Origin of the sequence: Fuerstiella sp. (assembly GCA_022447225.1) — a bacterium.
GTDB lineage: Bacteria > Planctomycetota > Planctomycetia > Planctomycetales > Planctomycetaceae > S139-18.
On the sequence record JAKVAZ010000019.1, the window covers coordinates 1 to 25,127 of the forward strand.

Sequence of the window (25,127 nt, forward strand, 5' to 3'; positions counted from 1 at the left end):
GAGTGCGACATATAATACATTTCCGAATAATTCGAAGAATATTGGTGTCGAAGGCGAAACTCCTTCTTTGAACTCATCGCATCCAGGGATTGTTGTTGTCGGTTATTGCGACGGTTCAGTGCGTAACCTCAGCGAAAACATCGATCAGGGAGTTTATCTGCGTCTCATGACACCTGGTGGAACGCGGATCAGAAGTGCGATTGGCCCGGAAGAGCCGCTCAGTGGAACGGACTTCTAAGCATCCGTGCCTCTGACACTGCATGAGCATCGCCGTTCGGTCTGGCCTGGCCGAACGGCTTTTTTTTGCGCTTCTCAGGGACGACAGCTCATTTTCGATTCCAATCAATTCAGATCAGATCGAACTTGTATGTAGGCTCCGTTGTTCTATCTGCTCAACCGCCAGCACGGGGTCCAGTTTTGGGACAATCCGAAGATCTGCAGACAGCCTGATTTTAAGTTGCTGTGGCATGTGGGCAATGCCAACGAATTTCGCATTTGGAAATCGGGTACGTGAAGCAGACAAAGAAGCGTTGACCGCCTCTGACTGAGGATCCAGATCATGGACCAGCAGCTGCGTTGTGCGGATTAGATGTAGTCTGTCAGGACCCAGGCCGCTTGTGGTGACTTTCCACCCGGAGGACTGCATGGCATCCGCAAATACCGATCGATAAACCCGGTCTGCACTGATGACCACAGCAGTCCCTTTTCGATTTGTCTGCGGGGCAGCAGGAGCCGAGTGCCGATGCAGAAACACTTCATCGCGGGCCGCGGTAAGCGGCAATGCCGCACGGTCGGAAGTGATTCGGTGAACCTCAGCCGCAATTAGCTGTCTGGCGTATCGTAAGGGGACACGTGTGCTGTGCGGCCAGATATCACGGCTACGACCATCTCCCTCGCACCAGGATCCGAAACAGCACAACACCGTGGAAAACAGGGTTTCACCAATGAGTCGGTCCACATCGCTTGGAGCAAACTGATCGGAGCGTGTCTGCAACACGATTGTCATCTGATCCTGCTCCTGCACTTCTCGTCGCCGTTCCCACGTCGGAATATCAACAAACGTTTTGTTGACGACGGACGGGAACTGTTTACGAATCCAGCGGATCAGGGGGGAGAATTCCGCAACCGCGGTGTCGCCGATCAGGGTGATTTGAGTCATGACAGCGGCTTGAGAGGAATGACGGAAGGAATATGCAGCTGAGTTTCCTGCAATTCCGGGCCCGGCGTCAATCCCGACCAGCATCCGGTTGCTCTGCGGGAGGCCGGGTCGCTAACGTGTATAGTCGGGAGACTGTGATGAATTCAGACGATTGATCGAAGAAGGAACGATACCGGCTGCGGAATGTCAGCAACTCCAGCCGGTAAATCGTCGGACAGGAGGCACCCCGTACTGGAATGCGTCGCATGTGTCCCGGAACCCTGCCAACCAGTACGTTGAGACTGCTTTGGGTTTTTACGACTTGATTGACAACTTAAAGCGTCGGACGACTCAATGGCATCCAGCGGCCTGCTTCAGCGAATCCATGATCGAGTCACGCATACCGTGCGGCATGCTGTGATCACTCATCACAAACGTTCCGGGATGGTGCTGTTCAGTGACACGACACTGCGTGACGGGGAGCAGATGCCCGGGGCGACTCTGGAACCCGATGACAAACTTCAGATTGCCAAAGCGCTGGAGGCAGCAGGAGTGCACTCACTGGATGCCGGATTTCCGGCGTCCAGTGAACAGGATGTCGATGCCATCCGGAAAATGATCGGAGTCATTAGGAAGCCGGTCCTCACCGCATTGTGTCGTACAGTCAATTCAGATGTTGACGCAGCAGATCGGGCTTTGGATGGAAATCCGGATCATAAGCGCGGTGTGAGTCTGTTCTGTGGTACTAGTCCGCTGCACCGGAAACACAAACTTGAAAAAAATCAGACTCAGGTTCTTAAAATCATTACGGATTCCATCAGTTATGCCGCTGATCGTTTCAGAATCATTGCGTTCAGTCCGGAAGACGCCAGTCGCACTGAACTTGATTACCTGTGCAAATGCTACGTGGAAGCAATCGACAGTGGGGCCACAACCATCGGTTTTCCGGACACTGTCGGTGTGCTGACGCCGGAAAAGGCGGCCGATTTTATTAAGGCGATCCAGGATAAAGTTCATAACCTGGATCGCGCTCTGCTGGCGGTTCATTTCCATAACGATCTGGGTCTGGCTGTTGCCAATACACTGGCCTGCGTCAAACAGGGAGCCAATGTCGTGCAGTGCACGGTCAACGGAATTGGAGAGCGTGCCGGTAATGCATCACTGGAGGAGGTTGCGATGGCCCTTGCCATGAATCCGGACCAGTACAATCGTACGTTTCGTCTGGACACAACCAAACTGGCCCCGTTGTGTAAGCTGGTTGCCGAACTCACCAGCGTTATGATTCCTCGTATGAAACCAGTGGGTGGTTCGAATGTCTTTGCCACCGAAGCCGGAATTCATCAGGATGGTTTGTTGAAGCATCCCGACACGTATCTGCCGTTTCGCCCGGAAGTTGTCGGAGCTGACGGGATTCAACTGGTCCTCGGTCGTCACAGTGGTCGACGAGCCGTGGCGCACCGGCTGGAATCCATTGGAATGTTGTTCGACGAGAGCGGAGTGATGGAAGTTGTGGAGTTGATCAAGCAGTTGCCGAAAGGGACTGTGGTGGACGATACCTTGCTGCAGGAGCTGGCACAGTCGTTGCGAGAACCAGCGTGAACTCCGGCACGATTTATCTGGACAATGCGACGACGAGCTTTCCCAAGGCGGAAGCTGTCTACGACGCGGTCGACATGTACCAGCGGCGAACCGGGGCGGCGTTTGCTCGCGGCACACACGGATCTGAAACGGCGGATTCTGTGGCGGACCGCTGTCGCCATCAACTGGCGCAAATGATTGGTGCCCAGGATCCCCGATCGGTCGCATTTACATTCAATGCGACCGATGGATTGAACCTGTTACTCAGAGGGGTTCTGCGCAGTGGAGATCGAGTGCTGACCACCACACTGGAGCACAATTCCGTGGTCCGTCCGCTGGAGCAACTTAGGGACCGGTTGTCGATTACTGTTGACTACGTGCCATTTGATTCCGCCTCAGGAGTCGTCGACAGCAATCAATTCGAACAAAGCTGTCGAACGCACTCACCATCGCTGGTTATTCTTAACATGGCGTCCAATGTCACCGGCATTGTGCAGCCGCTACCGCAGCTGATCCGGGCGGCAAAGTCTGTTGCTGCAATTGTTCTGGTCGACGGGGCCCAGGCTGTTGGCCACGTGCCGCTCAATGTCCAGACACTTGATCTCGATCTTCTGGCCGCTCCCGGTCACAAGGCCCTGGGCGGTCCGTTGGGCACTGGTTTCGTTTATGTCAGGCCTTCTGTGACAGATCGTATGATTTCCTTTCGTTGTGGTGGTACCGGAACAGACAGCAGTTCCGTGCAACAGCCGGTACTGATGCCTGAATTGCTGGAAAGCGGGAATCTGAACATGCCGGGGATTGCCGGACTGGCTGCGGCGCTGAGTTGGCGCAACACGGATGAATTTCGGACTCTGCTGGAGCGGCATCATCGGCAGATTCCGGACCTGATTCGACGACTCAGTGAGATCCCCAGGGTCACTGTCTGTTGTGAACCTTCGGTTGATCAGAACGTTGGTGTGGTGTCATTTTTTATCTCGGGGATCGACCCACACGAGGTCGCGGTCATTCTGAGTCAGTCATTTGGAATTCAGTGCCGAGCAGGTCTGCACTGCGCTCCGCTGGCTCACCGCACTCTGGGTACCGAGTCTTCCGGGGGCACGATTCGCCTGAGTCCCGGTTTGTTTACCACAGACGAAGAAATCGATCAGGCCGTTGATGCCGTGTCGCAGATTGTTAGCGGATATTGAGTGGCCCGTGTGTGTGGTGTCCGTGAGAACATGACATCAACGACGTTTTATCTGTATTTGTACAGGTGAACCGCTCTGAGACGAGTCTGGTATAATGCCATCGTTCCACACCAAAAGCAGGAGGTTGGGACGCTGTTCAGGCAGGCCTTTGGCGGCGGAATGCAGTGGCTTCGGTTGAACCGTCTTCCGGCGATTGTGAAAAACGTGACGTCTGCTAAGCTGCGTCGTTTTCCCGAGTTCCACGGCTGTGATTGGGCCGTGCTATCGATGAGAAGACGGATGGATGTTGGATTCTGCTTCAGCCAGTGACGCTTGCCTGACGAGCAGTCCTGCACATCACCAGGCAGACTTGATCCTGGTGCTCGATTTTGGAGGACAGACGACGCAGCTGATCGCTCGCCGCGTTCGTGACCGGAATGTCTTTTGTCAAATTGTTCGGCACGATCTGACAGCCGAGCGAATTCAGGAGTTGCAGCCCAAAGGGCTCATCCTGTCAGGAGGCCCTTCCAGTGTCTACGACGATGGTGCGCCCGGGATCGATCCGGGAATCTTCGAGCTCGGCCTGCCGATTCTGGGGATCTGCTATGGAATGCAGATCAGCTGTCAGTTTTTGGGAGGCACGATCCTTGCAGCCGACTCACGTGAGTTCGGGCGTGCTCCCTGTCGGGTCGAGTCGGACAACACGTTATTTAAAAATATTCCGCAGACATTTACTGCGTGGATGAGTCATGGCGATCAGGTTGGAGAGCTTTCTGACGGGTTCGAGACAATTGCCAGTACCGAAACTTGTCCAAATGCAGCCGTGCGGCACGTCAGTCGCCCCGTCTATGGTTTGCAGTTTCATCCGGAAGTCACTCATACCGATTTTGGAGCGCAGCTCCTGGAAAATTTTGTCGTTGAGATCTGCGGCTGTCAGGGTTCCTGGCATATCAGTTCACTGATTGAACAGCAGTCGAAGATCATTCGTGAGCGTGTTGGTGAAGACAGAGTGATTTGCGGGCTATCCGGCGGGGTGGATTCGTCCGTCACGGCGGCGTTGATTGCCCGATCGATTGGTACTCAATTGTCCTGTATATTTGTGGACAACGGACTGCTGCGGAAAGGCGAACGAGAACAGGTTGTCCGTGAATTCACCAGTCACTTCCGTACCGATCTGCGTGTGGTAGACGCCCGGGAACGTTTCCTGACCGAACTAGCGGGTGTGACCGATCCCCAAACCAAACGGAAGATCATCGGGCGGGTGTTCATTGAGTGTTTTCGGGATGCGGCAAAGTCGATTCCAAATGCCAGGTATCTTGCTCAGGGAACTCTCTATCCGGATGTGATTGAAAGCGGTGCCAATCCGGACGGCCCGGCCGCGACAATCAAGGCTCACCACAATGTGGGCGGGCTGCCGGATGAACTGGGTTTTGAATTGATCGAACCGCTTCGGGATATGTTTAAGGATGAAGTTCGCCGCATGGGGCTGGAACTGGGGCTGCCGGAGAAACTTGTTTGGCGGCACCCCTTCCCCGGACCTGGTCTGGCTGTTCGCTGCCTGGGCGAAATTACCGAAGAACGACTGGAGATCGTGCGCGAGGCCGACACGATTCTGATTGAGGAACTGCACGCAGCAAATCTTTACCGGGAAATTCAGCAGGCGTTTGTTGTGTTGCTGCCGGTTCAGTCAGTGGGAGTCATGGGAGACGATCGTACTTACGAGAATGTGGCTGCGGTCAGAGCCGTTCAGACAGATGACTTTATGACGGCCGACTGGTTTGATTTTCCACACGACGTTCTGCAGCGAGTTTCAACACGTATTATCAATACGGTTCGCGGAATCAACCGAGTTGTTTACGATGTCAGCTCGAAGCCGCCTGCGACGATTGAGTGGGAATAGATCACAGTATCTCTGGCGGAAATATTTGGACATCCTGTGGAAAATATGCCGGCATCGTCGTTCTCTGCCGGGTCGTTAAAAAATAAGAAGAGCAGCCGAATGTCGGATTCCGAAAACGCCAATATTATTTCTGCCACCAGTGAAACGTTTCGGGCTGACGTTGTTGAAGCGTCAATGCAACTTCCTGTGGTTGCCGATTTTTGGGCGGACTGGTGCGCACCATGTCGTCAGTTGATGCCGATTCTGGAGAAGCTGGCAAACGAGTACGCCGGTCGGTTCCGACTGGTCAAAATCAATGTGGACGAGTGTCCGGAAATTGCCGGAGCCATTGGAGTGCAGTCGATTCCGCTCGTACTTGGGTTTATCGATGGTCAGCCGGCAACTCAGCTGCCAGGTGCACATGATGAAACGGCAGTTCGCAGCTGGCTGGACGGGTTCCTGCCGTCTCCGGCGGTTGAGGCATGGAATACAGGACTGGCTGCCGAAACCGAAGGTCGAATCGACGATGCTGAATCGGAGTTCCGCAAGGCTTTGGAACTCGACCCCGATAAGTCAGAATTTGCCATCGCTCTGGCCAGGGTTCTGCTGGCACAGGATCGCATTCAGGAATGTGCTGAAATTATTGAAAAGCTGGAATCTCGGGGGTTTCTTGAAGCTGATGCCGAAGCATTGAAAGATCAGCTGTCGATCAGGAGTCAGGTTGAAGATTCCGGAGGAACAACACGAGCCCGCGCGGAACTGGCCGCAGACCCCGAGAATTGCGAACTGCAGATCCGGCTTGCAGAGGCCCTGGGCGTCGACAAAAAATTTGAAGAGTCGTGTGAGATGTTACTGGAAGTCATTCGCAACAACTTCGGTGAACATCGGGATCAGGCGAAAGACGCCATGGTTGGAGTTTTGGCCATGATGGGGCCAAAATCCCAATTGGCGTCAAAATTTAGACGCCAGCTGTCAACCGCCTATTATTAAGCGAATGCTGTTGCTTTGGAATCGTACTTCAAGGCTGTTTCCTGCAGCCGAGGGGTGCTTTCACTGCCGGCTTATCTATCGGATGATTGCTGTCACACCACTGCGGTGGTTTCAGACGAAAACGTTGTCGCTGTCAGCGTGTGGAATCTTTTGATGTATCGTGTCGTTGTGCGCTCAACGACATGTTCGGGAGGTTCACTGTTCCCGTCCCAACACACCGACGATCTGTTCAATGCAGATATTTCCGTCATCGCCGGTCATTCCCAAACATTAATCGTGCCATAGTTGACGGTTCAGCGAGTCACTTTTATCTTCCATGTGCGGTCGAGAGGAAAAGACCCGGGAAAGATACATTTTGCGATCAATTTGGAGAATCACATGCTGACGGACAATGAAATCAAGGAACTTGTTAGTGATTATGGGCCGCGTGTAAATGAAGGCAGGACGATCAAGCAAATCATTGCTGACAATGAAATTTCCAAGCTGACCGGCGCCACCGTGCTGGAAGGAAAAGTGTCAGATTCGGTTTTTAGCGACAGTCTAAAAACAAAGGACGGGGTGCCCGTTCGTTTAATGTTTCGTGGGAACCGTATTTCCACGCACGACGTTAACCGAGGCGCCATTCCTTTCAAGGATCAGGTCTTAGCCCAAAATCATGACCACATGCTGAGTCTTGTGAAAGATACTCTGGGATCATCCCAGTTTGAGGTTGAGGGATTGCTGCCATCTTCAACGGTCATTCCCGCAGAAAATCTAAATCTGCTCATGGTTGAAAATGTAGTGCGCATGTACATGGCCGAAAGTTCGACATCTACTTCTTTGTATCAGCATTGGCTGAAAGCAAAAGAGGAGGGATTGTCCGAATTTGAATATGCCGGGCATGAAATTACTGTGAATTCACTCAGTCCGAATGGCAAACTCCCCTACCTCATGGACACTCCTTCAACCAAGGACAAAGTTGACCGAACCATCGATCCGGACTATTTAATTGAGAACGGAGTTTGCACTTTAGGCCAGTACCAGCATATTCGTAACGCCTCGATCATGGCTTTCGGTATCGTGTCACAATATTTGCGTGAAAAAGGCATGGTTTTGGTCGATACCAAAACAGAGCACGGCATCAACGTCGCTAACCAAACCGTTGCGGCAGATGAACTTTATACCATGGATTCGTCCCGTTTCTGGAAACTGAACGATGATGGTGCAGTGATTGAACGTGACGGCAAACCGGTTTCTTTCTCAAAAGAATTTGCCCGTGGCATGGTCAAGAACACAGACATGCAGTTTTCAGCAGAGCAAAGTAATGAAATTGCCGTTCGCTATATCGCTGGTTTGCAGCACTTGACCGGCAAAACGTTTGAACCGGATCTGCGTCCGCGTGATCAACGCATCATCGAGTCGACCAACTTGATTCTGGCAGCGTTGACGTAGAGCCACTCTGCAGACGCGGAAAAGACGCGGGGCGGCGACGCAGACAGGAAACTGCCGCCGCCCGAGACAGCGGACAGGGTATCCGATCCGACCGGTACAGGTACGTCGTTTATGTGGACCGCAACGAAGAGTCGTATGGTCACGAAGTTTGGTGAAGGAGCTGTGTTTGCTCATCGCACTCACCCCGAGACCCGGACCTGCAGGGCTTTGGTGTTTCGACAGGCCGGTGTTTGCGGCAGTGATTATTCTTGCCCTGGAGAAGCACTTTGCATAGAAGGAATTTCCATGAATCAAACACGCGGCAACCACGAATGAAGGCCAGCCATGATTCGTGTCGAGGGCTTAAACTATATCTGCCGCAGTGCGGCGTCTCCGCCCGTGCGGGAACTTTCATTCGATGTTAAGCAACCAGAAGCGTTTGGCTTTCTCGGTCACCGCGGCGCCGGAAAAACGACCATAAAAAATATCCTGATCGGTTTTATTAAAGCCTGGCAAGGTCGGGTTCAAATCCTGGACAGGCTGCCCGCAGAATGGAATGTCGATTTGTACAGGTCGATCGACGGTAGTTTCGATACTCTCAGTCAGTATCTTAAGTTGTCCGTCCGGGAAAACCTGGAGTATTTTCGCTCGCTCGACCACGGCAATGCGGAAGAAGTTTTGTCGATCGTGAGTCTCGATCCTGTGCCTTCGGTGCCCGTCCGCAGACTGAAACCTAGTATTTTTTGTGTGGCAACCAGAGATCGGGACAGGAACGGGGTATTGGTTAAATGGGTGTAATTCAATTTGACGTGGAGTACCCGGATTACCTGCCTCGATATGGCCTGAACCATGCCGATTTTGTGATGTTCGACGGAAGAGTCATTGCTTCCGATACTGTGTTAAATGACGGTCGCCTGCAGTGCCATCGTGTTCATCCGGAAAGCAGCCAACTGCGATTGCTGTATCAGCCGCATGAAAACGGGGCCCCTGTTGTTACGCATACGACCAGCCTGCGTGAATCCGATGAGATTTATCGACTCGAAGTGGAACTGGCCAGAGGTGAACTGTCCCGCCTTCGCAATTTTCACGGAGCATGGACCGGATCCGGTCTGCAGGTGTCCACTCTGCTGGAAGAACTCATAAAAAAATCGCAGCAGATGTTCTTTCGTTCATCGATGCATGGTGCCACCGCAGCAGAAGCGATTCAGTCTCTGTTGGTCACACGCGACGCTATCGGCGAACTGTGTCGTCTGTACACGAACCAGCGGTTGACATTTCGTCGTCAGCGAGCATCGCACTTTCCCATGCTTTTAGGGTGTGTTTTGCGCGATGTGCCGTTGTTTGCGGACAGGTTCCTGGAAGTATTCTCTGCCGTTACACTGCCGGCGAACTGGGCTGATCTTGAGCCGGAAGACGGTCGCTATGAGTGGGACCAGTTCGATGCACTCGTGGACTGGGCTACGGAAAATAAACTGTTCATTCAGGGTGGACCACTGATTGACCTGGTTCACGACAGTTTCCCTAAATGGATGATGTCATGGCGCGGTGATATCATCAATCTTCAGAGTTTTGCAGCTGATTTCGTGGAGACGGTCGTCGGACGTTATGTGGGTCGCATTCGACACTGGGAGGTTCTTTGTGGAGCGAATTGTGGAGGAACTGCGGGGCTGACCGAGCAACAGCGGCTGAACCTTGTGATCCGGACCGTGGAAGCAGCTCGTCAGGTTGACGGACAAATTCAGATGAGTCTCCGGGTGATTCAGCCATGGGGTGAGTATTTGAGCGACAGTGGAAACCGACTCACCCCCATTCAGTTTATTGACACGCTGCGTCGGACCGGTGTCCCCATAGCCGAAGTCAATCTGGAAATTCGTTTCGGCACCGGTGCACTGCAGAGCCTTCCTCGCGATCTGCTGGGGCTTTCGCAGCTGCTGGATCACTGGTCACTACTGCAGATTCCGCTGAATATTGTACTGAGTCTGCCAACGTTTTTTCCGGAAGCTCGGCGCACTTCCGAGATCGACACCGTTCAGGCTCAGTGGCTGCGACAGACCATGTTGATGTGTTTGGCGAAAGAACGAGTTGCAGGACTGTACTGTGGAAGCTGGCAGGATGACGAGACACAGGTGGGACTCATCAGTGAGGATGCCGCGCTGCATCCGGCATGGCAACAGCTCAGGGACCTGGAAAGTGACTGCTGGGCGAATGACTAACGGTTTGAATGGATTACGGAAACTCAGGCTCGCGGCAGCTCACCACCGCAAAGACTCAAAAGCAGCGATGATCCAATTTGGCTCAACTTCGCTGGTGTCGAGGCACGGGATCGGTTGCGACGTGACTTTCAGTGTTTGTTTTCTGTGAACGTCACAGGATGTCAGAACGGTCTGCGTCGTTTGCAAAACAGCACTCGTATCACATGCCTCAGCGGGCTGTCTTGGTGAAGCAGTAAAAAGCCCCACACCCGAATCGATTCAGCCATTGTGCGCAGTGAGCCGCCTCTGTCCCGGTCTGAATGGTTCTTCGTAGTCGTCATTCTGTCGGCAAAGCAAATGGATCGGTCACCATTGGTTTTTCGATCTTGCCCGATCGGATGAGACTTACAGGAATTCGTCGCCGGACGACTTGACCATCTTCGATGATTCGAATCTTCTGGATATTTCGCTTAAATTTTCGTGCGGAAATACCTGTGGTCTTGCGCCCGTTTCCGCCCAGATACTTGGGTTTTCCACGCTGGCTAAGCCTGTTGCCTCGTCCCGGCTTCAGATCACCGTATAACTCAAGCTGCTTTGCTCGTTTGATTCGCTTGTTTTTTTTGAGTGTGCTCATGACCTAAGCTCTGTTCCAGTCAGCAGTTGTCGCAGCAGATGGGCACGGGACCGGCAGGCAGTGTCCACAATTCCCCCACAGTACTGATAATGCGGATAAGTTTCAATTCAGTTTGCCGTGTTGTCGGTTGCAGTGATCGGCCGTTCGTTCGAACTCATCATGGATGGACACTCAGGGCAGCAGGGACGAGGCAGAAGGGGGTTTCAACATCGGCACTCACAACCAGCAGCAGTTCCAGGGGCTTGTCTGAGAGGATCGTTGGACATCCTGTCGGTCGTCATTCATTATGTTCGGGAATATAGGAGCCCCGCTGATCTTTGATTCTTCCTGTTCCTGAAAACCGAGTGATTAAATGAAAATAACAATTTTATGCGTATCCCTGATTCTGTCAGGAGTCTCAGGTGTACACAGTCAGGTTCGTGGCCAATCGACGGAAATACTGGATGTTGAGCATGCGGATGCGGACTTTGCGGTCCAGGGTGAGTACTCGGGCACGATCGAAGTCAATGGCAATGATGTGAAACTTGGTGTTCAGGTGATTGCAGATGGTGACGGGAAATTCCGTTCGGTTGGATATTCAGGTGGTCTTCCGGGCGATGGATGGAACGGGCTGGATGAAACCAAATTCCCAGGATCCGGGGAAATTATTGATGGTGTGTGTTTCCTCAAATCGAATAGTGGAGCACAGAGCGGCGAGATCAGGGACGGCATTCTGACGTTGTCGGCAGGTGGAAACGAACTGGGGGAACTGAACAAGGTAAAGAGGAAGAGCCCCACACTGGGTGCGGAAGCTCCCAATGGTGCTGTTGTCCTGTTTGACGGATCCAATGCCGACAACTTTGTTGAGGAGGACCTTCTGGACGACAATCTGTTGAAACAGGGAGCTACCAGCAGACAGAAATTCGGCAGCTACAAACTGCACCTGGAATTCATGCTGTCTTACTCGCCGAAAGCACGGGGCCAGCGTCGCTCTAACAGCGGGTGCTATCACCAGGGGCGCTATGAAGTCCAGATTCTGGACTCATTCGGACTGGAAGGCGTCGATCACGAATGTGGTGGGATCTATAAGATTGCCTCACCGGCCGTTAACATGTGCCTTCCGCCACTGTCATGGCAGACGTATGACGTGGAATTTCAGAAGGCTGTCTACGATCAGGCAGGCCGAAAGACCCAAAATGCCCGGATCACGGTTCTGCATAATGGTGTCAAGATTCATGACGCACAGGAACTCGGTCACGCTACCACAGCATATATAGTCTCCGAAGGTCCGGAGGATGGTCCGATCTATCTGCAGGATCACAGTAATCAGGTTCGATTTCGGAACATCTGGGTGCAGCCGGTTCCGTAAACGAGTGGCGACAGTGTGACACTGTGTTGCGGACGACACTGTGTTCATGTTCAGGAAGCGTCACGTTTGGTAAGTGACCTGAAATTTGCCATCGTCGTTCTGATCTGGTCCTGGTTTCTGTGGAATACGATTGAATCGGTGTCGGCTGATAACGCTTAGACACGTGCGTTCGTGGCCACGGACCATCCGGCGCCCCGCGAAGCCGGTCTGGAGATTCTTCGACAGGGTGGAAGCGTGGTGGATGCCGCGATCGCTTCGTCGTTTGCTCTGTCGGTGTGTCGCCCGGGCAGCTGCGGGATTGATGGCGGAGGTTTCATGCTTATCCGGGATGCCCGGACACAGGAAGCTGTCGCGCCGGATGATCGGGAGACGGCTCCTGTTGCGGCCACACGTGATATGTTCAAAACACAAACGGGGCCGGAACCTGACAGTGTTCGGGACGGTCGCGCTGTTTTTGCCAATGGTGCTTCCGGCGGTCCGCGAATTATTTCAGCGACAGTTACAGGTGACACTGAACCATTTTGTATTCGGCATGTTACCCTCCCAGGCAGTGGCTGCACGAAGGTTTCATCATCAGTGGTTTCCGAATGTACTCCGTATGGAATCAGGAATTCCTCGGGCGGTTCATCAATTGTTGAGGCACGAGGGGCACCAGGTGGACTGGATTTCTGCGGCGGGTATCAAGCAGTCCGTCTCTCTCCGAGCCGATGATCTGCCAGGCGCCGCTGACTTACGAAAATATGGCGGGGCAACCGGATTTTAGCCTGGATCGGATATTCAGCCTGCGGGTTTGAGAATTCGTGAGACGGCATGCGGTTGTGATGTGAATTCTGCCGCAGGACGGTCCGTACGGATGCCATCTACAACGGAGTGCGCCAGCTGATGTAAGCGAAATGATCGATGTTTTCAGTGGCTCTGTTGATCCTTGTTCGGACCGTACCATCCTGCTCAGATCCGTTACGCGGTTCGAGGTACAGGATGACTCCGTTGGATACCCACGACAGAATCTCACGATTCCAGCATTCAATGCCATACGATGGTGCGGGGTCAAACACCATCAATTCCCGATCATTTCGGGAACTCAGAACAAGTACGGAATGTCCCCTGCTGCCGTGAAAACCATGATCTTTGGCGTTCTCGATCAGATCCGGATCAATATTGATCGACAGTAGAGCCGGAGACCCGTCAAGGTTCATTATCGCATCACGGCTAAAAGGCAGGGCCATTACATCCCAGGATGTTTCCTGAGTCATTAATTTAAGCCCGCGATACAAACCCATCCAGTGCGTGCCCTTCCTGGTGAGACACAGTCGGGCCATTTCAGCTTCCGATGCTGCAATCCCGTGAAGTCTCAGCAGGGATGCAGCGACGGCAGGGGAGCATGTGTAGGGAGTCGACTGAGAAATCAAAAGACTGTCGGGAGCTGCGGGTGCGCAACGAGGAGCCTGTCCAACAATCGGAGCAACGATCGAGTAACTTGCCAGCAGGAGAGTGAGTGACCCAAGGAACAAACGCCGAGTCCGACTGATTTCTGTGGCAGACCAATACATCCCTGTAAAAAAACTGGCGATCATCGGAAGCCAGTTGGCCAGTACGATCAGCGCTGCGTGCGGGAGTATTAAAGTGACAAGAGACTGGTTCCAGATGAAAGACAAATAAAGCGTTGACGCTGTCACAACCACGATCTGAGCGACGAGCCGCGATCTGTTCGATGCGAATTGTCCGAGCCTTCGTCCCGTGATCATCGCCCACAGAGAAGTGAGAGTCATCAGCACGAGGGCCAAAAAGAGATCCATCGTGGTATCTCCCCGGATGGTTCACCCCTACGAGACCCATTTTTTAAGTCATGTTCTCGGATCGTCGGGTTGAAAGAACTTTGGTTCGTTGTTTGCCGCGCTTCTGCAGAGAAAAGAAAATCACTGCCTTATTATAATTTCGTCCTTCTCAGATATGGTTGGCAGTGGTTCCTGGCATTGCGAGACCTTGGGAGGTGGTCTAACCCGGTGACAGTCTGAGTACCGGCAGAAATCGCTGGTTGGACAGCCAGGCAAGGGGCGGTCCTGTCCATAAGACGATCCTCGTTGACTGTCTTGGTTTCTCAGATTCAGAGTCCGGATTTTGAGATTAACGGGCATGCTGTGCTGCGTTGAACCGGGCCTGAGCACGTTTTTCTGTTCGGATTGCCTGAGATTCTCGAGGGGCAAACGCAGTTGACGTCATAAGTTGTTTCGTGCAAACGGCTCGGCGCCGTTCGGATGTCATCCGAGAGTCGAATTCCAAACTCAACATGACTCTAAAAGCAAATGGTTGTGTTACGAATTGATATTGGCCGTGGTCAAAAGCCATGCACAGTCTGTGTCGTTTGAAGTGAATGTGAAAGATACGTACCGTACGTGGGGGCTGGGATGAGTAGTCGCATGAGAGGTGTGCGCAGTGTGCGTCAGTTGTGATCGATTGCTTAATTCAAGCAGTCTGATGGTTTGTATCGTCCGATGAATAAAACGGAGCAATGACAGATGGGAGTTCACATGTTCGGGCGATACGACCGAAAACACTTCAGTTTTACCCTGATAGCGCTCGTCGCGGTTTGGGGCGCAGCGAATGGAACTGTCAATGCGTTAGAATTGCTTACGCCGCCTCAGGAATTTCAGTCCCGGTCGCTGGGAAAGACTGTGCCGGAGGCCACGGCTGAAAAACTTTCGGCTGCTCTCTTCGGACTTTACAATCTGGATCAGGGAGTCGATGAACGTGTGGCTGCAGGGGAACAGGTTCGAGCCATGCTTCGTGATGATGCTCTGCGGGACCTTCGATCGTCGGTAGGGCGTCGAGTGAATTTGATTCTCGCCGGACTTCATGCAGAAGCCATTGAGTCGCTTTCAACACAGGAAGTTGATGCCATCAAATTGATCGTGGCGGCCGCCAATCGATTTGAAGAGACGTCGGATGTGTCGGATGCGGCCGCTGTACGGACCGCATGGCAGCAATTGAGATCCAACACCACGGTGATGGAAATCCTGCGCCCGGTGTTTATGACACACTATTTTAATCACAATGTGCATGTGACTCTGTCGGAACCAATACTGTCTCGTTTTGTCAGTGACTATCGCACGCGCAACGGATCTATTGCCGAGTGCATTCTGGGAGCCTGGGTAACCGGGTCTCAGGAGACCAATGCCAGTGTTTCTGCAGATATCAGGCGTTCAACAGGCAAAGGTCATTTTTTGCTGACGTTGAATGGCCAAACATCGTCGAATACACGGGGGAGAAGAAAGCCGGCGACGATTTTTACTCGTGGAAATCACACATTCCGGATCGACGCCCCGGTTTATTTTGACGGCGAGTCTCTCCGCAGCGGAGAGGCCAAAATTGACGTAAATACAAACAATCGTACGGTTGGTGTAAAAACCGATTATGACGGATGGCCGATTGTGGGCTCGTTAGTGCGCAAGATCGCTCGACAGAAAGCTCAGGAAAAGCGTGGTCAGTCAGAATTCATTGCTGCGCGGAAAATTGCGAATCAGGCATTGCCGGAATTCAACAGCGAAATCAATGAACGATTTGCCGAAGCCAATTCCTCTATCCAGGACGAGCTGTTTGCCGGACTTCGTGCCAAAGGGGTTGGACCGGATTCGATTTCATCGCGGTCCAGCGAGTCACATCTTGCCGTCAGTTCCCGGATGATGGGGATGGCTCGCCTGGGAGGAACCGGTCAGCCTTTCGCTCCGTTGCCTGAACGCGGTGTTGCTATTCAGGTGCATGAAACGGCGGTCAACAATCTGATTGACGGGTTGGAACTGGGTGGGCGTGCAATTCGTGAAGATGAGTTCATGGAGGTGCTGTCCGGATCACTCAGTGAGTTACTCCGGCGAGACATCAAACTTGACGACACAGACGCAGTTTCTGAAGTTTCTGATGATGACTCTCGGGCAACATTTGTTTTTGACGAAGAAAACCCGGTCCGTGTTCGGATCGATAAGGACGAGGTCGTATTGGTGCTGCAGATCAGGATCGAGCAGGAAGGAAAAGAAACTCTTCCGAAACACAGAATCGAAGTTCCGATTGGACTGAGAATTGAGGATTCCGATATCGTTCTGCTGCCTCCGGAAAAACTGACCGACATACGTACAACTGCTATGGAACGCGTCAGTGCAATCCGCAGAGCCGGAACTGCCAATCAGATTCGACGAATTATCAGAGCAAGACTGCCCGAACGAAGACTGGACGGTGGAGTCGATATTGAGGCATCGGGCAACAAGACAATTCGTCTCCAGACGATCGCTCTCAGCAGTCAGGACGGCTGGCTGTATATTGAGTTGCAATAGGTGACCGGAAAACGTTTTCTGACTGTGTGGAAGCCTGGTTTTGCTGAACAGCCGAGTTTCCTGCGGATGCCCATTTGGGGAGACCTGCTGTGTCGGACTGCCTGAAGGACTGCTTCGGCCTGGTGACGGGTAGCACTCGGGGAATCGGAGCGTCGATGGCGGAGGCGATGGAAACAGCAGGCGCTGCTGTCGTACGTCATGGTCTGCCGGAAGATTCGGAAGGGGAACCGGACGTTTCACGCGACATCCTTCTCAGCGACCTGAGTACCCGTCTGCCGGATTCCGCCCGCAGTCTTGCGGCAGCCGCTTTAACCCGGGAGCCTCGCACGAATCTGCTCGTCTGCAATGCGGGGACTTACATCGACCGTCCGTTTCTGGACATGTCATTTGATGCGTTTGAGGCAACCATGCGTCTCAACGTGGCAAGTCAGTTTGTCCTGGTCCAGGAGTTTGCCCGCCACTGGGTCAGGCACAACATTGCCGGACGAGTTGTCCTCACCGGTTCAATCAACGGACGGCTTTCCGAGCCGGTCCATGTGGCCTATGACACCTCGAAGGGTGCGATCGAGGCAATGGTGCGATCGATGAGTGTTTCGCTGGCTCCTCATGGCATACGAGTCAACGGAGTTGCACCAGGTCTGATCCACACGCCTCTGACGGCCCCGGTACTGGATCAGAATGCAAATCGTCGGTGGATGGAATTACATACGCCCAACGGAATTGTTCCTGGACCGGACTCATGTGCGGGTGCCGTTGTTTTTCTTCTGAGTGACGCGGCCTGTCATGTCCATGGACAAATGCTGTTTGTGGACGGCGGGATGAGCATCTGGCAGCAGCCTGATCCTCCGGACAGCTGGTAAACGCTGACCGGGCTCGATTGTGTCAGTGGATAACGTCACTACAGTTTTCTTAATCGGTAAACTTTTAGTGAGGAGAGCTTCTGGCATTGCGGGTAGAATGAACGCGGATTGGTGTTCGAATGGCTGTTTGTGCCGAATCTCAGGTTGACATCCCGGTTGTTTTGCCGAAGCAGAAACCACAGGACGGCCTGATCACGTTTCGCCGAACGCTGTTTGGCAGTGAAACAGGGGGGCTTCGAGTCGCAGAAGGGATTTCATGATGCGATCTCTAAATCGATTGGTATTGGTTGTTTTCGTTGTTGCAACATTTGCCGGGTGCAGCACCACAGGTACGTCTCAACCAGGTCGCAGGACCACGGAAGTTTCGTCTCCTCATCGTGATCAGGGAGCTTCAGAGAACAGAACCTCACCGGATTTTTCCTCTCCCCCCCCACCGGTTCCGGCAGCTTATGGGGTATCTCACTCGAAACGTACCTGATTTCGCTTCAGTACCGGCAAAAGCAGAGGTCGCAAACGTGGATGGGCCGGCTCCGTTTCCCGATCATCAACGTCACAGGGGGAAACTCAGTCGATGATCAAAACCACGCAACTGATGTTGTCTCTGGACCCTCCGTCAAGCGCTGCGTCCACGATTGCGGCGGCGACTTCCTGTGGATCGTCGGATGAGTTGAGCAGGGGTTGAATGGCAGCGTCTTTGATTCCGTCGTTTACGCCGTCACTGCACAACAGAAAACGGTCACCGGACTTCGGTGTAATCTGCCGTGCATCTGTTCCCGCGGCGCCGTCTTTCGTGCCAAGGTATCGATACAGAACATTCCTGTAACGATGAGTTGCAGCCTCTTCCGGAGTAATCGTGCCCGCGTCAAGCAGTGCCTGAGTCAGTGAATGATCAGTCGTTTCCTGACTCAGTTTGCCTCCGTGCAGTCGGTAGACACGACTGTCTCCCACGCCGCCAACGTAAAACTGACCGCCTGCACAAATCACAAACACCACTGTGGTTCCCATGTTGCGTACGGACGGGTCGAGTTCACTAAGCGCCATAATTTCTGAGTTGGCGAAGTCGACGGCTGCGTCGATTGACTCTATGACCCCACTCGATTTCCCAGGCTTCTCAAAGTTCAGCCTGTTCTCCAGCTCCCGGGGAATCAGTTCGATTGCCAGCTGACTGGCCTTTTCACCTGCGTTCTGTCCACCCATGCCGTCAGCAACAATGAAGTATCTCGACAGCTCGTTCACAATGAGGTTGTCTTCATTATTCTCACGGTAGTTGCCGGTGATACTGACATGTCCGGACCGAATAGAAACCATGCGAGTGCCTGTAAAGCGACCTGAGTCGAGAAGTGATCTGTCGAAACCAAACAGTACTGATCTGCTTCTTATTCTTATGTGGTGCGAGCAGTTGCACACGTTACCTATGGGTTGCCAGGTTGTTGTCCGCAAAGCGTACCAAATACGTCGGTCAGCCCAAGAGTTGTTGAACAAATCAGCATCTCACCGGCATCGAATCCGGCAGACGTACCAAACAAGCGGTTTTGGCTTTCCACAAGTCGAAACACCCGCTCTTTCTCGGGCGGAAACTGAGTTTTGTAACAACGGATTGCTTCAAGTTTGATTTCCAGTGTGTCCGAAATGTCTGACACAAAACGGCCACCACCATCCGGAAGGCTGAAATTCTGTAATCCCAAAGGGTACCAAACCTGCCGCTGAATTCGATGAACCGGCAGGTGTTCAAAGGTTTCATCCCATTTGGTCAGTCGTGAATAGAATACGGCGGCATCCGTTATCTGCATGGCCTGCCAGTGATCCGGAGACGCCATCGGAGTCCTGTCTGCAATCCCCAAAACAAGTCGGGGGCGGAATCGACGAAACACCTTTGCCAGTTCCACGCGACTTTCGAATGAATCAAACAGTCGCCGATTAGGGAGCGGCAGAATTTCCCGCATCTGGACGCCCAGTACCTTTGCGGCGGTGGCGGCTTCCTGAAGCCGGACTTCGGGGCCCGGACTAAGTGGAGTTGGTTCGCCGTCCGTGAGGTCCACGATTCCCACACGCAGTCCCTGCCTGACCATTCGGGCCAGTGTACCTCCACAGGCAATCTCCACGTCGTCGGGATGAGCACCAACGGCGATCACATCCAGCGGGGCAGGCAAATCGTGTGTGGCGTCTGCCGTCATCGTGTTTTCCCTGCAGCATCCGGGTCGTGAGTGGGAAGGATTATCATCGCGGAGCGACCAGAAGGATGCAAACGGAGGCAAAATACGTGTTTTGTTTCATCACGCCGGGTTCGGCGAAATCCGCTGAAACCTCGCCATCCCGAATGTCGGAAACCGCCGCTTGTGACTGCAGATTCGGCAGCTTCTGCGGTTGTTGGCCGTGTGGCCGGGTTGTACTTCATGGAATCGGACTCGCGACCGCCTGTTTGATTCAAATGAGTGTTTGTGCGTACGTCCGCGGGATTTATAAGCCGTGTCCTTCCCGGTTTGATTTGTGTTCCGTTCACGATCACGATTCGAACTGAATTCGACTGATCCCAGGTATCTGAGTCCCCCTCCATGCTCTGTCGATTCCTGACTGCCGTTACCGTTCCGGTTCTGTTGTGCACTTCCGGATGTGCCCTTCCGCAGCTGTATGTACCTGCTGAGGAGCTGGCAATGTGTCAACTCAAATCCCATGAACTGTTTGCACAAACGCAGGAATTGCAGGCTGCTCATGCAGATGCCCGCCAAACGATTGCCGGACTGCACATGGAACAACAGACATTGAGTCAAAGACTGGCTGAGGCTCAGGGCCAAATCAGCACTGCCAATGATCGTGTGGAGAATCTGCTGACGGAAAGATCCGAACTCATTGATCGATACTCGAATTCTATGCAGTTGCCGATTGACGAACCGATTCTCACAGAATTTACCAGTGAGATTACTGGATTTGAGTTTGACCCGGTCACCGGACTCTACAAGTTTCACAGCGATATTCAGTTTGACCTTGGTAAAGCAATTCTGCGTCCGGAAATGACGCCTGTGCTGAATGAGTTTGTGGCCGCCGTGAACAGTTCTAACGCCGAAGGTAATCGAATTCTGATTGTGGGACATACTGATGACTTGCGCATCGCACGGGGGGCGACTGCCGCCAGGCATGCCACCAACTGGCATTTGTCAACAAACCGGGCAGATGCCGTCATCGTGCAGCTGATTGGTCTGGGAGTCGATGAACAACGTATGGCTGCGATGGGGTACAGTAAGTTCCAGCCACTGGAAGCATCGACTGATGATCCTGCAAGACAGCGGAATCGACGGGTCGAACTGTATCTGGTACCTTCGGGAGGCCAGGTTGCTCAGTGGGATCCCGTCAGAGCACTTCATTAGAGCGATGGTTGCTGAGCTGTCATAATACACTGAACCGGGCGGGATGTTCCGGTTTCGGCACTCGTATAGCGACAGAACTGTCACCAACGATACTTGTGTCCTGCTGCTAGTTTTTCAGGGGTGCCGGGCCTGGGTTGTCAGTTTCGGAAACAGACTCCACGGCCGCGGCGAGTTGCAGTAGCCGCAATTCGTTAAACAACGGGGCCTGAAACTGAATCGCCAGCGGCAGGCCTGAGTCAGAAACACCTGTCGGGACCGAGATTCCCGGAATACCTGCCAGGTTAGCACTGATGGTATAGATATCGTTCAGGTACATGGCCAGCGGATTGTCCGCTTTATCTCCAATCGGAAATGCCGGCGTTGGACTGACTGGCCCGGCAATGACGTCAACCTCTTCAAATGCCCGATCAAAGTCTTCACGAATGCAGCGGCGGACTCTGAGTGCCCTGAGATAGTATGCGTCGTAGTACCCGGCGGACAATGCGTACGTGCCGAGCATAATTCTGCGTTTGACTTCCGGACCAAACCCTTCGCCTCTGCTGCGACAATAGAGGTCAGTCAGATCGTCGAACTGGTCGGGTCGATGCCCGTAGTGAATTCCGTCGTAGCGCGCCAGGTTACTGGATGCTTCACTTGGTGCGATAAGATAATAAGTGGCAATACTGTACCTGGCGTGTGGTAATGTGACTTTTCGAACGGTGGCGCCCATTTCCTTCAACGCTTCAATCGTTGATGTTACGGATGTTGCGACGTCGGAATTCAGCCCCTGTCCAAAATGTTCGTCGACAATCCCGATCCGCATACCGTGGATTGCTTTCTCAAATTGTTCCGAATACGCAGGGGTTTCACGCTTTAGTGATGTCGAATCCCGGGTGTCATGTCCGGCGATTACCTGCAGCAGCAGGGACGCCCCGGCGGCGTCACGGGCGAAAGGTCCGATCTGATCCAGTGAACTGGCAAAAGCCACCAGGCCGAAACGGGAGACTCGGCCGTATGTTGGTTTTAGCCCGATACAGCCGCAGAATGCTGCGGGCTGGCGGATGGAACCACCTGTGTCTGATCCGAGTGAAAGCGGAACCATTCCCGATGCCACAGCCACCGCGGAACCACCACTGGAGCCTCCGGCGCTGTGATCGGGATTTGACGGATTTCGCGACGGACCATAGATCGACGTTTCTGTCGATGAGCCCATGGCAAATTCATCCATGTTGGTCGTACCGACAATGATGCCGTCTTCAGCTTCAATTCGTTCGACCACATGGGCATTATAGGGAGGTTGATAGTTTTTTAGCATTCGGCTGCCGCAGGTTGTGGGCTTCCCCTGACGGCACATGTTGTCTTTGATACCCAGTGGCAACCCCCCCAGCAGTCCCAGTTGCGCGCCGGTAGCGCGCCGTCTGTCAATTTGATCAGCGCGGTCGAGAGCGTGTTGCTCATCGACACTGACAAAGGCATTCAATTCCGGATTTTGCAGCCGGATCTGCTCCAGACACGATTCCACCAGACGACGAGACGTCAGATTGCCGCTTTCAAGGCTGTTCAGTAGCTCGGTTGTCGAAACGCACAAAACAGGATTTTTGACCATGGGGTTAATGTCCGTCACGTCTGAACGGCTGGTTCAGGCGTCTTTCTGGTCAAGGATCTGCGGGACGATAAAGAACCGACCATCTGTGTGTGGGGCGTTTGCCAGGGCTGCTTTGCTTGACAGCGAATCGCTCTGAATATCCTCCCGAAAGACGTTGCTGGCATCCACAGCGTGGGGCATCGGGTCTGTTTTCTCCAGATCCAGTTCTTCCAGCGTTTCCACGTAACTCAGAATCTCAGTCAGCTGCCTGCCGAACCGGCTGATTTCCTGATCAGTTAGCGAAAGTCTGGCCAGTGAGGCAACTTTAAGGACTTCGTCGCGTTCCATTGATCTGTTTTCTGTGAGAAGCTGGAGGTTGCGGTCTGCCAGACCGTGTTGACTGTTTCCAGCCGGCCTGGGCAGGCAGATTGAGGGTTAAACCGGATTACAGAAACAAAACACCGTTCCGCAGACCAGTGATCCGGCAGGCGACACCCCTGTCAACTCATGGACCTCTTTGTAATGAAGGGTTGCGTTTATGCCACAAGTCTTGTCGTCTCCGTCTTTGATTTCAAGCAACTGCGGTCCGGACCGGTGCGCATTTCAAACCTCACCACATGCCGGTTCAAAGACATTGTCTGTGCAATGGTTGGGAATCCGCAGCGAAATCGAAAACCCTTCTGCACCCTGCCCCGGTATCTCTGGTAGGATTCCGCACCTCTACGACCGACCTGAGTCGCTGCCCGGGACACTCTCGGAGCTAACCCCCCCCTGCACCTCAACGACATTCATCGACATGTCCGTTTCTTCAGAGTCATCCGTGCCTGCACATTCATCGACAACTCGTCGGGATGACATTCGAAATATCGCAATCATTGCACACGTGGACCACGGTAAGACTTCACTCGTCGACTGTCTGATCCATCAAAGTGGCATGTTTCGCGATAACCAAAAGCAGCAGGAATGTATTCTGGATTCGAATGAACTCGAGCGCGAACGCGGCATCACTATTCTGTCCAAGAATATTGCAATGATGTACGAAGGTGTACGGGTCAATATTATCGATACACCGGGACATGCTGACTTTGGCGGTGAGGTTGAGCGTGTGCTTCAGATGGCAGACGGGGCACTGCTGCTTGTCGATGCCTTTGAGGGCCCGCGTCCTCAAACCCGCTATGTACTGGGGAAGGCTCTGGAGCGTGGCCTGCAGCTAATGGTGGTCATCAACAAAATAGACCGTCCCGACTGCCGTCCTGAAGAAGTACTTTCAGAAACCTTTGATCTGCTGGTTGAATTGGGTGCGGATGACGAAACCCTTGATTTTCCCTATATCTTTACCAGCGCGCGGGATGGTTACGCCGTACTCGATCCTGCAAAACGCGATGGCGACATTCGTCCATTACTGGATATGGTTCTGGAGAAGATTCCGGGGCCGATTGTGCGGCCTGATGATGACTTTCAGCTGATGGTAACGTCGCTGGACTGGTCGGAATACGTTGGCAGAATCGCCACCGGACGTATTGTTGCCGGTACAGTCCGCACCGGTCAGCAGATCGCACTCATTCGGGCTGATGGTTCCTCTGAAACGTCCAAACTTGACCAGGTACAGCTATTCAACAATCTTGGTCGCGCAGATGCCGACTGTGCTTCAGCCGGGGACATCGTGGCCCTGATCGGACTGCCGGACCCGGACATTGGCGATACGGTTGCTCATCCTGACAATCCGGTTGCTCTCAGTCGTATAGAGGTTGACAAGCCAACTCTGGCGATGACGTTCACCATCAACAGTTCGCCTCTGGCGGGTCAGCACGGTAAGTATGTGACCAGCCGTAATCTGCGGGAACGGCTTCAGCGTGAACTGCGGTCCAATGTTGCGCTCAGAATAGAAGAAACCGGCGACAAGGATTCGTTTCGTGTTTCCGGACGAGGTGTTCTGCATCTGTCCGTACTCATTGAGACAATGCGACGCGAAGGCTATGAACTGTCCGTTGGTAAACCGGAGGTAATTGTTCGGGAAATCGACGGCAAAAAGTGTGAGCCGTGGGAGTCGCTGGTCATTGATGTGCCGACCGGCGACGTGGGACCCGTCATGGAACTGGTTGGCGGACGTCGCGGGCAGGCGGTCGAAATGAGCGCCACCGGAACCGGGTTGACTCATCTGGAGTTTCTGATTCCGGCGCGGGGCCTGATTGGTCTTAGAACGCGTCTGTTGAATGCGACACGTGGTGAAGCAGTCATCCATCACCGGTTTCATGACTATCGGCCGGTCGACGGTGAAATTCCGGGTCGACAAAACGGAGTGCTGGTTTCGCAGTTGTCGGGTACAGCTGTCGGTTATGCGCTTTGGAAACTTCAGGAACGCGCGGAGATGTTTGTCAATCCTGGCGACGACGTTTATGAGGGGATGATTGTTGGGGAAAACAGTCGGGACAATGACATGGTTGTCAATCCTGTACGTGAAAAAAAACTGACCAACGTGCGGTCATCGGGAGCGGACGATGCGATTGTCCTCAAGCCTCCACGGGTGTTGTCTCTCGAAGCTGCGCTGGAATACATCGAATGGGATGAATATGTGGAAGTCACACCGCAGGTGATTCGACTCCGCAAAATTCGCTTAACCGAAAATGCACGCAAACGGCATCGGAGAGCATAGCGATCTTGTGCTGGCCGTGGTCATGACACGA

Annotated in this window: 22 protein-coding genes; 15 read left to right on the forward strand and 7 right to left on the reverse strand. The window is 53.3% G+C overall.

The genetic code is table 11. The annotated features are described in order from the left end of the window. Window positions 1-238 (forward strand): DUF1559 domain-containing protein (locus tag MK110_18555; protein ID MCH2213305.1); only part of this gene is annotated, 238 nt, incomplete at its 5' end. Between the two features lie 114 nt (window positions 239-352). Here the strand turns inward: MK110_18555 and MK110_18560 are convergent. Further along, a complete protein-coding gene (locus MK110_18560) occupies window positions 353-1,159 on the reverse strand; it encodes a hypothetical protein (GenBank protein ID MCH2213306.1) in 807 nt (268 codons plus the stop codon). Between the two features lie 333 nt (window positions 1,160-1,492). Between MK110_18560 and MK110_18565 the strand changes: the two genes are divergently transcribed. The 7 genes from MK110_18565 to MK110_18595 all read left to right on the forward strand — a co-directional run bounded on the left by MK110_18565 (window position 1,493) and on the right by MK110_18595 (window position 10,374). Beyond that, entirely contained in the window at window positions 1,493-2,737 is a 1,245-nt protein-coding gene (locus tag MK110_18565; GenBank protein ID MCH2213307.1) for a pyruvate carboxyltransferase, read from the forward strand. Then, window positions 2,734-3,903 carry an aminotransferase class V-fold PLP-dependent enzyme gene (locus tag MK110_18570; GenBank protein ID MCH2213308.1) on the forward strand — a complete coding sequence of 390 codons (1,170 nt, stop codon included), beginning with the start codon at window positions 2,734-2,736 and terminating at the stop codon, window positions 3,901-3,903. The genes MK110_18565 and MK110_18570 overlap by 4 nt, the downstream gene beginning before the upstream one ends. A 283-nt stretch (window positions 3,904-4,186) precedes the next feature. Continuing rightward, window positions 4,187-5,782, forward strand: coding sequence for a glutamine-hydrolyzing GMP synthase (gene guaA, locus MK110_18575; GenBank protein ID MCH2213309.1), 1,596 nt, complete (start codon window positions 4,187-4,189; stop codon window positions 5,780-5,782). Between the two features lie 99 nt (window positions 5,783-5,881). Beyond that, window positions 5,882-6,751: a tetratricopeptide repeat protein gene (locus MK110_18580; GenBank protein ID MCH2213310.1), complete on the forward strand. Its 870-nt coding sequence runs from the start codon at window positions 5,882-5,884 to the stop codon at window positions 6,749-6,751. 378 nt (window positions 6,752-7,129) lie between these two features. After that, a complete protein-coding gene (locus MK110_18585; protein ID MCH2213311.1) occupies window positions 7,130-8,182 on the forward strand; it encodes a hypothetical protein in 1,053 nt (350 codons plus the stop codon). A 324-nt stretch (window positions 8,183-8,506) separates the two neighbouring features. Continuing rightward, on the forward strand, window positions 8,507-8,959 hold the full coding sequence (locus MK110_18590) for an ATP-binding cassette domain-containing protein (protein MCH2213312.1): 453 nt from the start codon (window positions 8,507-8,509) through the stop codon (window positions 8,957-8,959). Continuing rightward, window positions 8,950-10,374, forward strand: coding sequence for an endo-1,4-beta-xylanase (locus tag MK110_18595; GenBank protein ID MCH2213313.1), 1,425 nt, complete (start codon window positions 8,950-8,952; stop codon window positions 10,372-10,374). The genes MK110_18590 and MK110_18595 overlap by 10 nt, the downstream gene beginning before the upstream one ends. Before the next feature lie 316 nt (window positions 10,375-10,690). Here the strand turns inward: MK110_18595 and MK110_18600 are convergent, their stop codons facing one another. Next, window positions 10,691-10,987: a 50S ribosomal protein L28 gene (locus tag MK110_18600; protein ID MCH2213314.1), complete on the reverse strand. Its 297-nt coding sequence runs from the start codon at window positions 10,985-10,987 to the stop codon at window positions 10,691-10,693. Window positions 10,988-11,339: 352 nt separating this feature from the next. Here MK110_18600 and MK110_18605 point away from each other — a divergent pair, with 352 nt between their 5' ends. Both MK110_18605 and MK110_18610 read left to right on the forward strand, forming a co-directional pair. Next, a complete protein-coding gene (locus MK110_18605) occupies window positions 11,340-12,335 on the forward strand; it encodes a DUF1080 domain-containing protein (protein ID MCH2213315.1) in 996 nt (331 codons plus the stop codon). Window positions 12,336-12,506: 171 nt separating this feature from the next. Then, the gene (locus tag MK110_18610) at window positions 12,507-13,046 is read left to right on the forward strand and encodes a gamma-glutamyltransferase (protein ID MCH2213316.1); all 540 of its coding nucleotides are present in this window, start codon (window positions 12,507-12,509) and stop codon (window positions 13,044-13,046) included. 149 nt (window positions 13,047-13,195) lie between these two features. Here MK110_18610 and MK110_18615 read toward each other — a convergent pair whose 3' ends face one another. After that, a complete protein-coding gene (locus tag MK110_18615; GenBank protein ID MCH2213317.1) occupies window positions 13,196-14,131 on the reverse strand; it encodes a hypothetical protein in 936 nt (311 codons plus the stop codon). Window positions 14,132-14,851: 720 nt separating this feature from the next. Between MK110_18615 and MK110_18620 the strand changes: the two genes are divergently transcribed. From MK110_18620 to MK110_18630, 3 genes are all read left to right on the forward strand, one after another. Continuing rightward, window positions 14,852-16,657, forward strand: coding sequence for a hypothetical protein (locus tag MK110_18620; protein ID MCH2213318.1), 1,806 nt, complete (start codon window positions 14,852-14,854; stop codon window positions 16,655-16,657). A gap of 89 nt (window positions 16,658-16,746) precedes the next feature. Next, the gene (locus MK110_18625; GenBank protein MCH2213319.1) at window positions 16,747-17,517 is read left to right on the forward strand and encodes an SDR family oxidoreductase; all 771 of its coding nucleotides are present in this window, start codon (window positions 16,747-16,749) and stop codon (window positions 17,515-17,517) included. A gap of 119 nt (window positions 17,518-17,636) precedes the next feature. Beyond that, window positions 17,637-17,777, forward strand: coding sequence for a hypothetical protein (locus MK110_18630; GenBank protein MCH2213320.1), 141 nt, complete (start codon window positions 17,637-17,639; stop codon window positions 17,775-17,777). Between the two features lie 304 nt (window positions 17,778-18,081). Here the strand turns inward: MK110_18630 and MK110_18635 are convergent, their stop codons facing one another. Both MK110_18635 and MK110_18640 read right to left on the reverse strand, forming a co-directional pair. Beyond that, window positions 18,082-18,825, reverse strand: a complete 744-nt coding sequence (locus tag MK110_18635) for a protein phosphatase 2C domain-containing protein (protein ID MCH2213321.1) — start codon at window positions 18,823-18,825, stop codon at window positions 18,082-18,084. Between the two features lie 104 nt (window positions 18,826-18,929). Next, a complete protein-coding gene (locus tag MK110_18640; GenBank protein ID MCH2213322.1) occupies window positions 18,930-19,691 on the reverse strand; it encodes a PIG-L family deacetylase in 762 nt (253 codons plus the stop codon). A 477-nt stretch (window positions 19,692-20,168) separates the two neighbouring features. On the opposite strand from MK110_18640, the gene MK110_18645 reads away from it, so the two are divergent. Then, window positions 20,169-20,879 carry an OmpA family protein gene (locus tag MK110_18645; protein MCH2213323.1) on the forward strand — a complete coding sequence of 237 codons (711 nt, stop codon included), beginning with the start codon at window positions 20,169-20,171 and terminating at the stop codon, window positions 20,877-20,879. Between the two features lie 106 nt (window positions 20,880-20,985). On the opposite strand, the gene gatA is transcribed toward MK110_18645, so the two are convergent. Then, window positions 20,986-22,464 (reverse strand): Asp-tRNA(Asn)/Glu-tRNA(Gln) amidotransferase subunit GatA, encoded by a 1,479-nt coding sequence (gene gatA, locus MK110_18650; protein MCH2213324.1) that lies wholly within the window; start codon window positions 22,462-22,464, stop codon window positions 20,986-20,988. A gap of 33 nt (window positions 22,465-22,497) precedes the next feature. Beyond that, a complete protein-coding gene (gatC, locus tag MK110_18655) occupies window positions 22,498-22,791 on the reverse strand; it encodes an Asp-tRNA(Asn)/Glu-tRNA(Gln) amidotransferase subunit GatC (GenBank protein ID MCH2213325.1) in 294 nt (97 codons plus the stop codon). A 448-nt stretch (window positions 22,792-23,239) separates the two neighbouring features. Here gatC and typA point away from each other — a divergent pair, with 448 nt between their 5' ends. Beyond that, on the forward strand, window positions 23,240-25,096 hold the full coding sequence (gene typA / locus MK110_18660) for a translational GTPase TypA (GenBank protein ID MCH2213326.1): 1,857 nt from the start codon (window positions 23,240-23,242) through the stop codon (window positions 25,094-25,096). Window positions 25,097-25,127: the final 31 nt, after the last annotated feature.